The 12,913-nt window shown below is 55.8% G+C and carries 12 protein-coding genes; 6 read left to right on the forward strand and 6 right to left on the reverse strand.

Translation table 11 applies throughout. The features are described from left to right. The first annotated feature begins 14 nt into the window (after positions 1-14). Together JIN85_RS10725 and JIN85_RS10730 are read left to right on the forward strand one after the other, a co-directional pair. Entirely contained in the window at positions 15-410 is a 396-nt protein-coding gene (locus JIN85_RS10725; protein WP_200270478.1) for a YkvA family protein, read from the forward strand. Positions 411-457: 47 nt separating this feature from the next. Beyond that, positions 458-1,204, forward strand: a complete 747-nt coding sequence (locus tag JIN85_RS10730) for a hypothetical protein (RefSeq protein WP_200270480.1) — start codon at positions 458-460, stop codon at positions 1,202-1,204. A 45-nt stretch (positions 1,205-1,249) separates the two neighbouring features. Here the strand turns inward: JIN85_RS10730 and JIN85_RS10735 are convergent, their stop codons facing one another. The 4 genes from JIN85_RS10735 to JIN85_RS10750 all read right to left on the reverse strand — a co-directional run bounded on the left by JIN85_RS10735 (position 1,250) and on the right by JIN85_RS10750 (position 6,144). Beyond that, complete coding sequence (locus JIN85_RS10735) at positions 1,250-2,134, reverse strand: tyrosine recombinase (RefSeq protein WP_200270482.1); 885 nt, start codon at positions 2,132-2,134, stop codon at positions 1,250-1,252. 6 nt (positions 2,135-2,140) lie between these two features. Further along, complete coding sequence (locus JIN85_RS10740; RefSeq protein ID WP_200270484.1) at positions 2,141-3,817, reverse strand: putative manganese-dependent inorganic diphosphatase; 1,677 nt, start codon at positions 3,815-3,817, stop codon at positions 2,141-2,143. A 64-nt stretch (positions 3,818-3,881) separates the two neighbouring features. Further along, positions 3,882-5,627, reverse strand: coding sequence for an arginine--tRNA ligase (gene argS / locus JIN85_RS10745; RefSeq protein WP_200270486.1), 1,746 nt, complete (start codon positions 5,625-5,627; stop codon positions 3,882-3,884). Between the two features lie 34 nt (positions 5,628-5,661). Continuing rightward, positions 5,662-6,144, reverse strand: a complete 483-nt coding sequence (locus JIN85_RS10750) for a PTS sugar transporter subunit IIA (protein WP_200270487.1) — start codon at positions 6,142-6,144, stop codon at positions 5,662-5,664. Positions 6,145-6,323: 179 nt separating this feature from the next. On the opposite strand from JIN85_RS10750, the gene grpE reads away from it, so the two are divergent. The 4 genes from grpE to JIN85_RS10770 all read left to right on the forward strand — a co-directional run bounded on the left by grpE (position 6,324) and on the right by JIN85_RS10770 (position 11,234). Beyond that, complete coding sequence (grpE, locus tag JIN85_RS10755) at positions 6,324-6,908, forward strand: nucleotide exchange factor GrpE (RefSeq protein ID WP_200270489.1); 585 nt, start codon at positions 6,324-6,326, stop codon at positions 6,906-6,908. A 4-nt stretch (positions 6,909-6,912) separates the two neighbouring features. Further along, positions 6,913-8,058 (forward strand): molecular chaperone DnaJ, encoded by a 1,146-nt coding sequence (dnaJ, locus tag JIN85_RS10760; protein WP_200270491.1) that lies wholly within the window; start codon positions 6,913-6,915, stop codon positions 8,056-8,058. Between the two features lie 13 nt (positions 8,059-8,071). Next, entirely contained in the window at positions 8,072-8,794 is a 723-nt protein-coding gene (locus JIN85_RS10765; protein ID WP_200270493.1) for a 16S rRNA (uracil(1498)-N(3))-methyltransferase, read from the forward strand. A gap of 67 nt (positions 8,795-8,861) precedes the next feature. Next, positions 8,862-11,234 (forward strand): hypothetical protein, encoded by a 2,373-nt coding sequence (locus tag JIN85_RS10770; RefSeq protein WP_200270495.1) that lies wholly within the window; start codon positions 8,862-8,864, stop codon positions 11,232-11,234. On the opposite strand, the gene mazG is transcribed toward JIN85_RS10770, so the two are convergent. Next, positions 11,231-12,043 (reverse strand): nucleoside triphosphate pyrophosphohydrolase, encoded by an 813-nt coding sequence (gene mazG / locus JIN85_RS10775; RefSeq protein WP_234047366.1) that lies wholly within the window; start codon positions 12,041-12,043, stop codon positions 11,231-11,233. The genes JIN85_RS10770 and mazG overlap by 4 nt on opposite strands. Then, positions 12,040-12,909: a rhomboid family intramembrane serine protease gene (locus JIN85_RS10780; RefSeq protein WP_200270497.1), complete on the reverse strand. Its 870-nt coding sequence runs from the start codon at positions 12,907-12,909 to the stop codon at positions 12,040-12,042. The genes mazG and JIN85_RS10780 overlap by 4 nt, the downstream gene beginning before the upstream one ends. Positions 12,910-12,913: the final 4 nt, after the last annotated feature.

Below are 12,913 nucleotides of genomic sequence, written 5' to 3' on the forward strand. Positions count from 1 at the left end.
CTCCCCTATTTCTTATGCCAATTCGGTTTCTGAATCCCACCAAACGGCTCGCCCCCGGATGGTATTCCAAGGCAGAGTTTTGGAAAACCCTGCGACGGGCCGCCGTGTCTGCGGGACGGAAATCCCTCGTGGCCGCGCTGACTCTGTTCTACTGCCTGCAGGACAAGGACACGCCGAAATGGGCAAAAGGTGTCATCATCGGCGCCCTCGGCTATTTGATTCTCCCTACGGATTTGATCCCCGATGCGATCCCAGCCATCGGCTTCACCGATGATTGGGGTGCCATCCTGACGGCACTTTCAACCGTCACCGCCTACATTAAGGAAGAGCACAAAATCAAGGCGGAGGAGCAAATCCAGCGGTTGCTCGGTAGCAATCATTCTGGTCCTCCGCAGGAAATATTTGAATAAAACCGGCCGGTTTCGTGTATAATGAGCAGCGGCAACCTCCTCTGCTCATGAATCGTTTCTTCTCCATCCTCGCGATCTCTCTCGCATCCCTCGGCACTTCGCTCGCAAAAGTGAAGGTAAACGAGGACGAATTCGGCAAAGAGCTCGGCGGCTGGACCAAGCGAGGCAAACAAGCAGCCGAATACGCCCATTCCGGCGCGGTCTATCGCACCTATCGCCCTGAAATCACACCGACACCCGACGGCGGCATTTTCATCTCGTTAAGAATCGATCACGTGCGTGGTTGGCTCGCATCCGACGACCACGCCGTTCTGGAAATCACGGTGGATAAGAAAGGAAACATCGTCGCTGCCCAATCGAACATCGCCATTCAAGGCCAGGCTATCACCAGCGAAGTCATCAAAGGCGGAACCGCCGCTGGCCAACAGCTTGTCGGCGTGGATCGCGCCGTGCAGATCGGCACCGACCTCATCGCGGATCTCTCGGAAAAGATGCTGCGGGAAAAAATCGTCGAAGCCGGCCGCGTTTCATTCCCGGCAGTGCTACGCCACAACTACAACCTGCTTTTCCAAGCCGTTCACGTGGTGAAAGAGGAAACTCCTGCAGTAGCCGTGGTCGTCCCTGAGCCGGATCAACCTGCAGCAGATCCCAAAGAACCTGCAAAGGCTGAGGAAAAGCCAAAACCCGATGCGGAAAAATCCGAGAAAGCTCCGGAAAATCCGAAAGCCGCGAAGCTCGAAATCAAGCCCTACGGCACCCCCACCGTTGATCTGCCGACGACCAAGCAGGAATAAGCTGCAATCATCAAGATCGAGTCAATGGCTGGATTTTACTCAACCCTAGCCTCGCGGGTGGAATTTTTTGTGAACGGACTTCAGCCGTTGGCGATCGACGTGGGTGTAAATCTGGGTGGTTGAAATGTCGGCGTGGCCTAACAGTTCCTGGATGACCCGAAGGTCCGCGCCGCCTTCCAACAAATGAGTCGCGAACGAATGCCGCAATAGGTGCGGATACATGTTTTGCTCGATCCCGGCTGCAGCGGCCCGTTCCTTCGCGATTTGACGAACCCGATCCGGCGAGAGCGGGCCGCCGCGCACACTCAGAAACGCGTGCGATGAAGTTTTTTTGGTGACCAACGACCGACGCTCATTCTGCAGGTAATCGTTAAAGGCCTCCAACGCCTTCTGCCCGATCCTGACGAGCCGCGTCTTGTTGCCTTTGCCTGTGACCCGAATGAATCCTTCTTCCAGATCGATCCACTCAAGCCGTGCTTTGCAAAGTTCTGAAAGACGCAAGCCAGACGAGTAAAACAGCTCCAGGATCGCCTTGTCGCGTCGGCCCAGGGGTTGTTGCAGGTCGATCGAATCGAGCAATTTCACCACTTCACTGGCGTGCAATGTTTCCGGCAGCGATTGATCACCGCGAGGCGCCATCAGGGGCTCCGCCGGATCCATTTCCAACTGATGCGTCATCGCCATCCAGCGGAAAAACACCTTGAGATGAACCGTGGCGATGCGCAGCGATGATGTGGCGAGTGCGGTGGTTTTCCGATCGCCCAGAAACTTCGAAAGCTCCTCCGTGCCGAGATCCTGGAGCGGAATGGATTGCTTGGCCATCCAGCCACTGAGCGCATCCAGCGTCTGCTTGACCGAAATCTGATAAGCTTCCGATAGTCCGCGCTCGACTGCGATGAAGCGGATGAAGCCATCGATCGCCCGCTCCATAGCCAACTAGCGGGAATGGCGGATCGCTTCCGAAACCGCTGGGAAAAGTTGTTTCTTCCGGCTGACCACCCCCGGCGCATCGAACAGCAAACTGTCGATTCGCTTGAACGGAAAATGCGCCAGCACGGCATCGGGACCGACTGCGAGAATCACGCTGTGGTGACCGGTAACGTCGGTAATCGCGAGCACGGCGATGTCGTAATTCCACTTTGCGGCCAATTCCTTGAGCACCTTTTCCAGTTCATCCCGGCGGGAGCTGAACCCATGAAGATCGCGTTCCTCAACCTGAGAAATACTGATGCTCATGCCATCCTCGGTGAACTCCTTGCGGTCGGCATTGAGAATTTCGCTCGGCGTTCCGGTCGCAATCAGCGAGCCGACGGCGAAGAACTCCTCGGTGAATTTTTCCGGCTCAATCTTCGCGATGCCACACAGCCATTTCAGCATTTCGTGGTCGAGCGATGTCGTCGTCGGCGAAGTTAGGCAGAGCGTGTCCGAAATGATTCCAGCGCACAGGCACATCGCAACGCCCGGATCTGGTTCGAGATCACGGTGAATGAACTTCCGCGCGACCAAGGTGGAAGTTGAGCCGACAGGTTCGTTCAGATACCGGATCGGCTCGCGCGAGACCAAATCACCAGCCAAGCGGTGGTGGTCGATCACTTCCACGACTTCCGCTTCCTCGACCCCATTGACCGCCTGGGCGTATTCGTTGTGGTCGACGAGCGCCAAGCGAATGCGTGGCGGATCGACCAGGTCCGATTTCGAAATGACGCCGAGCATTTTCCCGGTTTCGTGCTCGTTCACCGGGAATAAGTCCTGATCGACACTGGCAAGCCGCTTGCGCAAACGGGAAACCGGTTCGCAAGCACCCAGCGTCGTGAAATCGGTTTCCATGACGTGGCGCACCGTGCGCGAACAGCGGATCAGAGTCGACGCACTCGCCGTATCCTGATGGCAGCGCAGCAAGACGATGCCTTTTCGCGCGGCATAAGCCAGAATATCACCCGAAATCGGATTATCACCGGTGACAAGCAAAGCCCGCGCGCCGTGATCAATCGCCAAGCGCTGCACAATCGGCCGGTCGCCGCAAATCACCAGGAACTTGCCGATGTTGCCTTCCTTGGTCGCAACGCGCAGACGTTTGTCCACCGTGCCTTGGGATGACGCACCGACGAGAAGGATCAGGTCCTCCTCATCTTCCGGGGGCGGCAATTTCGCGCCAATACTTTGAGCCTGAAGCGTATCCGCCAATTTCGCGAGCGACACATGAACCGTCCGCACGCTCAAACCTTCGGTTTCGGCAGGAAGCAGCAGTTCCAAAAGATCAAGGTAACGCAGCACCCCATGGACCGTACCTTCCTCATCCGTGACTGGCACGCAACGCACGCCGAAGCCGAGCATCTTGCGGTAAGCCGTCAAAAAGGTGTCCGACAACGAAACCTGCACGACATCGCGGCGGCAGAGCATGCCGACATTGACCCGAGCATCGGTCAGCAAAATCGGATCTTCGATCCCCGCCCGATCCAGCACCCAGGCAGTCCGCTGGGGGATGTCACCGCATCGGGCTGCCACCGCTTCCGGCTCTTCACCGAGAGCTCGCAGCAGTGAGGCGTGGCCAATCGCGGAGCAGATGGCATCCGTGTCCGGATTTTTGTGACCAATGACGTAAAATGGAGGCATGACGAAGAACGCCGCAAATCCTACCTGAGCTTATCTTCGCCGAAACTAAAAAATGAAACTTGGTTCACATTCTCTCTGGCACCTTGATACCCAGAAGGTCGAGGCCTTTGCCCAGGGTCTTGGCGGCAAGATCGCACAACGCAAGGCGGCTTGCGCGAGTCACGCCTTCCGCCTTCAGCACCGGGCAAGCCTCAAAGAACGAGTGGAACGCACGAGCTAATTCCAGCAGGTAATTCGCCAGCAGGTTTGGCCGGAAATCATCCAACACCGTCGGCACCACTTCACCAAAGCGAACCAGCAACCGGGCGAGATGGATTTCCTGGTCTTCGGTCAGGACAATCGATGCGTTCGCGGCGTCGAATGGTTGCTCTAGTTTACGGAAAATCGAACGAATCCGGACATTGGAATATTGCAGGTAAGGGGCCGTGTCCCCTTGAAGGGCCAGCATCCGCTCCCAGGAAAAGACGTAGTCGGTGAGCCGGTTTTGCGAAAGTTCCGCGAATTTGACCGCTCCAATGCCGACCGTTTCAGCAATTTCAGCAGCCTCTTCCGCTCCCAAATCCGGATTTTTCTCCGCAATGGCGGCTGCGGCGCGCTCAACAGCTTCTTCCAGCACCTCGATCAGGCCGACATTTTCGCCGGATCGTGTGCGCAGCATTTTACGGTCTTCACCCAGGATCGAACCAAAGGCCACGTGCTGGAAATCACAGGATTTACCCCAGCGTTCAGCGGCGTCGAACAACTGACGGAAATGCAGCTGCTGTGGGACACCCACGACATACCAGACATGGTCTGCTTTCCAGGTATCGATCCGGTATTCAATCGTCGCCAAGTCCGTCGTGGCATAGAGAAAGCCACCATCGGCTTTGCGAATGATCGATGGATTGTCCACCCAACCTTCTTCCCGGTGCACCTGGAACGGGTCTTCTTCGAGCTTTTTGGTGCCGCCGGAAAAAACACAAACCGCTCCGTTGCTCACGCGAGCCAGATCCTTTTCCAGGAACTCTTCCACCAGGCTGCCGAGCCGATCATTGTAGAAACTCTCGCCAAGCCAGTAATCAAAATGAACGTCGAGGCGATCATAGATCTTCTGCAGGCCGAGTTTCGACAAATCAATGCAGCGCAGCCAGATTTCCGTATTTTCCGGATCGCCGGTTTGGAGACGAACCAGTTCGTTTTTGCACTCCTCGCGCAACTCGGGATTGTCCTTGGTCGCCGCATTGACCTCGCGATACACGCGGACAAGTTCGGCGATAGGATCGACTTCCAGCGCATCGTGGTTCAGAAGATTTTTCCAGCCGTAGAGAATCATCCCGAACTGGGTCCCCCAATCGCCGATGTGATTGTCTGCAATCACGTTGAAACCGAGAAACCGTGCCACCCGCCCCAACGAATCACCGATGATGGTCGAGCGGATGTGACCGATGTGCATCGGCTTGGCGACGTTGGGTGAAGAGAAATCCACGACCACGGTCTTGCCGGCTCCGATGTTGGGCACGCCGAGTTTTTCATCGTTCAGCATGGCCGTCGCACGGCTGGCGAAGGCCTCTGGTAAAATCCGGAAGTTCAGGAAGCCGGGACCGGCGATTTCCGCAGTGGCGAGGCCGGAGAGGTCGATTTTGTCGATGATTTCCTGCGCCAGGGCTCGCGGATTCGTCTTGCGCTGCTTCGCCAACACCATCGCCGCATTCGATTGGTAATCGCCGAATCTCAGGTCCGCGGCAGGTGTCACGGGACCGCGCGTCGGCTCGCCGACTACGGATTCGAGGGCAGTGGCGAGACGTGATTCAAGGTCCTGGAGGATCGTCATGATAAAAAAAGGGGTCCTGGAAATCACCAGGAGATCAGTTGGTGGCCAAGCCGGTGCGGGATGGCTTCGAGCTTAGAATTTCGAGAATTTCTTCCCGGTTCTGGGCCATTCCCAATTGGCGCCGGATGCCGGCATTGGTGAACATTTTCGCAATGGCCGCCAAAGTTCGAAGGTGAAGGTGATAATCCTTTCGCGGCACAATAAAAAGAATGATGAAATGGACCGGCGCGTCATCCAGGGCCTGAAAATCAATGCCGTTTTGGGAGCGACCGAAGATCGCGACCACGTGATCCAGATTATCGGAGAACGCGTGCGGGATCGCAACTCCGTGGCCGATCCCTGTGCTAACCTGCTCTTCCCGAGCCTTGAGAGACTCCAGAACTTCTTCATGCAGAGCGGCATCCAGCTTTCCCAACTCAGCCAGCTGTTGCACCAGCTCTTGGATCGACGGCCAGTGATCCACCGCTTTCATATCGGGAAGGATCTGATCTAGGTCTAACAGCTGGGCCAACTTCATGAAAGAATCGCGCGTCGAGGGACTTGCGGGATTATCCATCTGTACAAGGGTTGGCAAGCCGATTTCCCGCACGCTTCATTCAGAGAACCTTTAAGATACGTGATTTTTAACAATTTCTGAGGTCAACTTCATGCTGCCGGGGGTTGACGGTTTGACATTCTCAATTACACCTATGCGCCATGCACCCCGACGCCGATCCTGACAAAAACGCCGAAACTGCCGACAACTCCGTCGAAGAAACGGCCACCCAGGAAACCCAACCAACCCCAGAACCCGCTGCCGCCGAAGCATCTGCGGATGCCGACCCATGGGAGCAATTGGAAGCGGAAGCTGCAAAATGGAAGGAAGTCTCCCTGCGCACCGCTGCAGAAATGGACAATCTCCGCAAGCGCACCGCGCGCGACCGCGAGGATGCGATCCGTTTTGCCAACCAGCGCTTGCTGGAGGAATTGCTCCCGGTGATTGATAATTTCGAAATGGGCATGCAAGCCGCATCCCAAGACCAAAAATCGATGATCTACATCGGCATGGACATGGTTCGCCGCCAGCTGAACGAATTCCTTTCCAATCAAGGAGTGGAAGAAATCAATGCAACCGGCACCTTCGATCCAAATCTGCACGATGCGGTATCATCCGAAGAAGCGGAAGGTGAAGAAGGACAAATCCTGCGCGTAACCCGCCGTGGATTCCGCCTGCGTGACCGCCTGCTGCGCCCTGCCAGCGTGATCGTTTCCAAACACCCGGCTGAAGAAGGAGCCCAATAAGACGATGGCCGATAAACGAGATTACTACGAAATCCTGGAAGTCACCCGCGAGGCGACGCCCGACGTCATCAAAAAATCCTACCGCAGATTGGCGGTAAAGATTCACCCGGACAAAAACCCCGGGGACCCGACTGCTGAGGAGCGCTTCAAGGAACTTGGCGAGGCTTATGAAGCGTTGTCCGATCCGGACAAGCGCGCTGCTTACGATCGCTACGGCCACTCCGCCTTCTCCGGTGGCATGGGTGGAGGTCGCTCCGGTGGCGGCTTCCATGATCCGATGGACATTTTCTCCCAGGTTTTCGGAGGTGCCTTCGGTGGCGGCTTCGAAGAATTTTTCGGCGGCGGCTCATCCCGTCGCAAATCCTCCGGCAAGCAGCGTGGCAGTGATTTGCGCTACGATTTGGAAATCTCTCTCGAAGATGCCGCCAAAGGCGTCGAGAAAGAGTTGGAAATCGAGCGCTCCGTTCCATGCGAAACCTGCCACAGCAAGGGCACCAAAGGCTCCGGTGGAGTCAAAGTCTGCTCGACCTGCGGTGGTCGCGGCGTGATCGCCCGCCAGGCTGGCATTTTCATCCAGCAGGTCACCTGCCCTGAATGCCGCGGTGCGGGAGAAACCATCTCCGACCCATGCTCTGACTGCCACGGTGAAGGCCGGGTGCAGCGGGACAGCCGGATCAAGCTCCGGATTCCCGCCGGGGTCGATACCGGCACGCGCTTGCGTTCGTCTGGAAATGGCGACGCTGGGGTGCGCGGCGGTCCAGCTGGCGATCTCTACGTATTCCTCCACGTCCGCGATCACGATGTCTTCGAGCGCGAAGGCGACGATCTGTTCTGCGAGGTGCCTCTTCCTTTCAGCGTGGCTGCGCTGGGTGGCGAACTGAAGGTTCCTTCCCTGAACGGTCAGTCATCGATCAAAATCCCTGCCGGCACTCAAGGCGGCACGGTTTTCCGCCTGCGCGACAAAGGCATTCCCGCACTTTCCGGCGGACGCCGTGGTGACCTGAATGTGAAGGTCCAGGTCGAGGTACCAACCCGGCTGAATCATGAGCAGCAGGAGAAACTCCGTGACTTCTCAGAATCGATCGGCGAGGCCAATTCCCCAATGCAGGAAGGATTCTTCCAAAAAGCGAAACGCTTTTTCGACTTATAAGCCCGCCTGATCCATGCCTCGGTTCCTCCTGCCACCCGAGACTTGGGATCAAGCGATCCTGACCGGCGATGAAGCCCGGCACGCCTCCCAAGTGCTGCGGCTCAAGCCGGGAAAGGAAATCGTCGTCTTCGATGGCAAAGGGCGGCGCGCCGCGGCCGAGATTACTCAGATTTCACGCGATAAGGTCTCATTATCAATGGGTGAGACACTTGCCTCACCAGTTCTATCGCCAGCCATCACCCTGCTCCAAGCGATCCCGAAAGGGAAAAATATGGAGCTCATTGTACAAAAGGCGGTTGAGCTGGGTGTGTCCACCATCATCCCGGTCATCACCCAAAACACCGTGGTCCAACCAGGCGATGGAAAAGCCGATAAATGGCGACGCATCGCGCTTGAAGCATGCAAACAATGTGGCCAGGACACGCTCCCTACGATCAGCGAGCCGAAAACGTTCAATAATTGCCTGGATCACAACGATTCATGCAACTCACTGAAAATCATTGCATCGCTTCAAAAAAACTCAGAGCCGCTCAAAAAGATTTTGCGCGTTTCTGAAAGAATGAAAGAGGTATCTTTACTTATTGGCCCAGAAGGGGATTTTACCTGTCCTGAAACCGAGGCAGCCCTCCGTGCCGGATTTCAACCTGCTTCACTTGGAGACATCGTGCTCCGGGTGGAAACAGCAAGCCTGTTTTGCCTGTCGGCAATTCGCTATGAATTCGACGATTTGAGTTAACCCTCGAATCCGCCGAACTGGCTGAGCCGTCGACAGTCTTGACAGGAGCAATCCGATATCAAGATCCATGGCCAGCTTAACTCCCTCCCTCACCCTCAAAGGAGCGACATTACTATCCACCCTGTTGTTTTCAGCGAATGCAATCGCCTGGACGCCACGGGTTTATACCGATGATCCATCAGACTCGGTAAGTTCAGGATTTACCGTGGATACTTATGACCGGAATGACGTGGTCTCTTTTTGGCATGGAGTTTACCAGGCTTCGGAAAACTATCGTAGTCACGAGGCATTTATTAACTTAGGTGCATCCACCATGGGTGAGCCCGGCCCGGAATACTTAAACTTAGTTCGCGATTGCGAGCGACGTTTAAATTACTTTAGAGCTATGGCAGGAGTATCTGCGGATATTCAGTTAAATACGGCTTCTACCGTTCGCATCGATACCGACGATACCTATAAGCCGGCCGACACGACGACCAAAGCCACCGCCGCGCAAGCTTCTGCGACCATGATCGCGGCGACCTACAGCTCCCCCACTGCGTCTGGAAATGCTGCGAGCGGGCTGAACCACGACCCGGTGCCTGCGCAGTGCGTCGGCTGGAGCACCATCGCCTGGAATGGCAATGCCAAATCCAACCTCACTTACGGCTTCTACGGACCGGCAGCGATCAATGCCTTCATGCGGGAGGACTACGCAAACACGACCGGCGAAAACGATCGGGTCGGTCACCGCCGTTTTGTCCTGTCTCCGAACGCAACGGATTTCTCCACCGGAAATACCCCGGGCTACTGGAACTCCGACACATTTACTCCACGGCCGCCGACCAGCGCTTTGTATGTTCTGCAAAAACCGGACGAGGTTCAATCGGCCACCGGAACCGGCTTTTTCACTTTCCCGAATGAGGGCTACTTTCCGGCCCCAATCAACTCGCCTTATTGGTCATGCAGCCATCCCGGCGCCGATTTTTCCAACGCGACCGTTTACATGACTGTCGAGGGTGGCTCGCGGATCAAAATGAATGCCGTCGGGGACAACCGTTACGCAAATCCGGCAATCGTCTGGCAAGTCACCGGCGACATGGCAGCGACCGATCTGATCGAAGATCGCCACTGTGTGGTCGAGATTGAAGGCATCGAGGGAGATGGCGTTCCATCATCGTTTTCCTACCCGGTCACGCTGATCAACCCCAACGTTGTGACGATTCCACAAACCGTATTGGGCAGCGCCGAACCATTTTTGCCAGCCACGCCGAAATATTATTTCGAATGGTCCAGCCAAGTCGAAGCCATGGAAATTTCCACTTTCCGCGATGCTCCCGGCAATTGGATCGAGACAGCAGAGGAAGAATCGGCCACCGTGATCAACAGCACCGATTCCACCTACGATTTCCGCACAACGGTGAATTATCCGGCTTACAGCGTTTTCACCGGGATCAATGGCAGCAAGGTGTTCCATCTCACTTTCCCGTATCTATTTGATCCGGTCGTAAACCGCCCGCCGGAACAAAGCTTTGAGCTGGATCGGGAGATTTTCACTTCCAGTGGTTCGACCCTCACTTTCCTATACAAGCGTGGTCTGATGACTCCGGACAGTATTCTGACGGTTGAAGCCAGCACCAATGCAGGCTCCACCTGGACCGCAATTGGCCAACCGATTGTAGGGATCAACAACCCGGACACCGCTATCAAAACCTGGTCCGGTCAGCTTCCAAACACCGATGAGCCGGTCCGCGTGCGATTCCGCTACCATGCGGAACCCTATAAATCGGTTTACTCGCATCACCTGTATCCCACTTATCCGACAGGTATTTTCATCGATGATATTTCCACGACGAACACCGTAATGCTGGAACTGCTCAAGCGGAATCCGATCGAGCGTGGAACCACCAGCTTTGCCCTGAGTTCGGATTTCACCGGAGAAGAACTGGAAGCAGGAGAGACCGTCCACTTGCGCATGCATGTGAAACTCGGCAACCGCTGGTTCCCTTACGGGCCATTCAATACCATCACCCCCACCACCAATCCGAAGCAGGGCTTTGATGCATGGATCGAATACAACTTCCCATTCCTCACCAAAGGATTCGCTGGCGACGATACCGGTGACGGCGTGCCAAACGGCGTGAAATACGCCTTCAGCCTCGACCCTCTCAAGCCAGGATCCCTTGCAAACACCATTGAGGTCGAAGAAGTGGAGCCGAATATCTCGTCAAAAGGTTCATTCCTGGACGCAACCGAATCACGACTCGTGCTCCGCCAGCCTCTGCCAGAGGTCAAGGACGGCATCACCTATTCAGCCGAATGGTCGGACGATCTCGTGAACTGGTCCGAGGAAGGCGTGGAAGTGACTCTCACCGATGGCGAAGCGGTGGCGCGTGCGCCATCAGCACCCACCGGCACCACCAAGTCACGATTTCTCCGCTGGGCGATCCACGAGAATTAACCGCCGGCCTGCTTCACCGCTTCCCACGCACTTTCCATTTGGCCAGGCGTGGCCGATTCGAGAGTGTGTCCTTGGGACTTGAGCAGCTGCTCCATTTTGCCAAAGCGGGTTTCGAATTTTGCATTCGCCGTCGCCATGAGCACCTCGGGATCCGCACCGCGAAAGCGCGCGAGATTCACCACCGAAAACATCAGATCTCCCAGCTCTTCTGAAACCGCGGGCAAATCCTGGGCATCCACGGCAGATTGCAGCTCGATCAATTCCTCACGAATCTTGGCGATGACGCCGGTTTCCACCGGCCAATCGAAGCCAACCTTGGCGGCTTTCTTCTGCAACTTCGCCGCCCGCAGCAACGCAGGCAAGCCTTTGCCAACACCGTGCAGGTAGGGTTTTTCACCATCACCTTTTTCCGCCCGCTTGATCTGATCCCATTGCTGAAGTACGGCATCTGTCGTAGCGGCAGCGCTCGTGCCGAAAACGTGAGGATGTCGGCGGACGAGTTTGTCGCAAATTCCGCGAGCGACATCGTCCAGATTGTAACGACCTGCTTCCTGCGAAATTTCGCTATGGAACACGACCTGGAGCAGCAGATCGCCCAGCTCCTCCTTCATGTGATCGAAGTCCTCACGCTGAATCGCATCGACCGTTTCGTAAGCTTCCTCGATTAGATTGGAAACCAGCGATTGGTGGGATTGTTCCGCATCCCATGGGCAGCCGCCTGGTGCACGCAGGCGATGCATGATGGCGCGCAGTCGGTCGATCTGCGAGGCATCATCCGGGCAATTCATCATTTCCTGATCTGTCATCATGAGTCGGACTTTTTGCCTATCGAGGCACGGTTTAATTTTTCTCTTTCCTCAGCAGTGATGCTGTGGATGCCCTCACGCGAAATTTTATCCAGAATGCGATCCACCTCCGAATCACGCTCAAGATTCACACTGGTGCGAGGCTTCAATTTCGCCTCGGGACGGAAACTGAATCGCTTCGGCCGAATGATCTCGACCTCTTTTTCATGCTTCTTCGCCCAACCGAGTAGAATCGGATATTTGACCAGGATGAATCCAAGGATGGCACCTCCCAGATGGCCTGCTTCGCCACCTGCGTTGCTCAGATCGAAAACGATTTTCACCACCGCGATCAGCAAAACAGCCAAAGCCATCTGCCGGATGGAAAGTTCGATCGGAGGAAAAATGAGCATCGCCCGTAAATTCGGAGCAATGATCGCAATCCCGACCAAGATGCCATAGATGCCAGCTGAAGCACCTACCAATCCACCAAAGAGGTCCGTGGGAAGCACGTGCAGCAGCGTCAGCAGCGAATAAAATAAAGCGCCTGCCGCTCCACAAAGGAGATAAAATACCAAAAAACGCCTCGCCCCCCACCAGCGTTCCATCCAGGGGCCGAAGAAGTAGATTCCGATCGAGTTGAATAGCACGTGGGCAACGCTGCCGTGCAAAAACTGGAAGGTGATGAGCTGCCAGATCTTCCCTTGAAGAATGGATGAACTGATGGTGAAGGCACCTAAATTCCTCAATCGACCCTGGAACCACAGAATATCCAGCAGATATACCCCGATATTGATGATCAATAGCCACTTAACCACCGGTGTCAGCGTCCCAGTCGGCGCGGAGCGCCTTGTTTCCGTCCGCGAATAATCTCGATCAGCTGCTCCCATGGAT

It is taken from the genome of Luteolibacter pohnpeiensis (assembly GCF_016595435.1).
In the GTDB taxonomy this organism is placed as follows: Bacteria; Verrucomicrobiota; Verrucomicrobiia; order Verrucomicrobiales; family Akkermansiaceae; genus Luteolibacter; species Luteolibacter pohnpeiensis.

Coding starts and splice junctions, on each gene's coding strand:
- JIN85_RS10725 (WP_200270478.1), top strand. CDS start 15: ATGCCAATTCGGTTTCTGAATCCCACCAAACGGCTCGCCCCCGGATGG.
- JIN85_RS10730 (WP_200270480.1), top strand. CDS start 458: ATGAATCGTTTCTTCTCCATCCTCGCGATCTCTCTCGCATCCCTCGGC.
- JIN85_RS10735 (WP_200270482.1), bottom strand. CDS start 2,134: ATGGAGCGGGCGATCGATGGCTTCATCCGCTTCATCGCAGTCGAGCGC.
- JIN85_RS10740 (WP_200270484.1), bottom strand. CDS start 3,817: ATGCCTCCATTTTACGTCATTGGTCACAAAAATCCGGACACGGATGCC.
- argS (WP_200270486.1), bottom strand. CDS start 5,627: ATGACGATCCTCCAGGACCTTGAATCACGTCTCGCCACTGCCCTCGAA.
- JIN85_RS10750 (WP_200270487.1), bottom strand. CDS start 6,144: ATGAAGTTGGCCCAGCTGTTAGACCTAGATCAGATCCTTCCCGATATG.
- grpE (WP_200270489.1), top strand. CDS start 6,324: ATGCACCCCGACGCCGATCCTGACAAAAACGCCGAAACTGCCGACAAC.
- dnaJ (WP_200270491.1), top strand. CDS start 6,913: ATGGCCGATAAACGAGATTACTACGAAATCCTGGAAGTCACCCGCGAG.
- JIN85_RS10765 (WP_200270493.1), top strand. CDS start 8,072: ATGCCTCGGTTCCTCCTGCCACCCGAGACTTGGGATCAAGCGATCCTG.
- JIN85_RS10770 (WP_200270495.1), top strand. CDS start 8,862: ATGGCCAGCTTAACTCCCTCCCTCACCCTCAAAGGAGCGACATTACTA.
- mazG (WP_234047366.1), bottom strand. CDS start 12,043: ATGATGACAGATCAGGAAATGATGAATTGCCCGGATGATGCCTCGCAG.
- JIN85_RS10780 (WP_200270497.1), bottom strand. CDS start 12,909: ATGGGAGCAGCTGATCGAGATTATTCGCGGACGGAAACAAGGCGCTCC.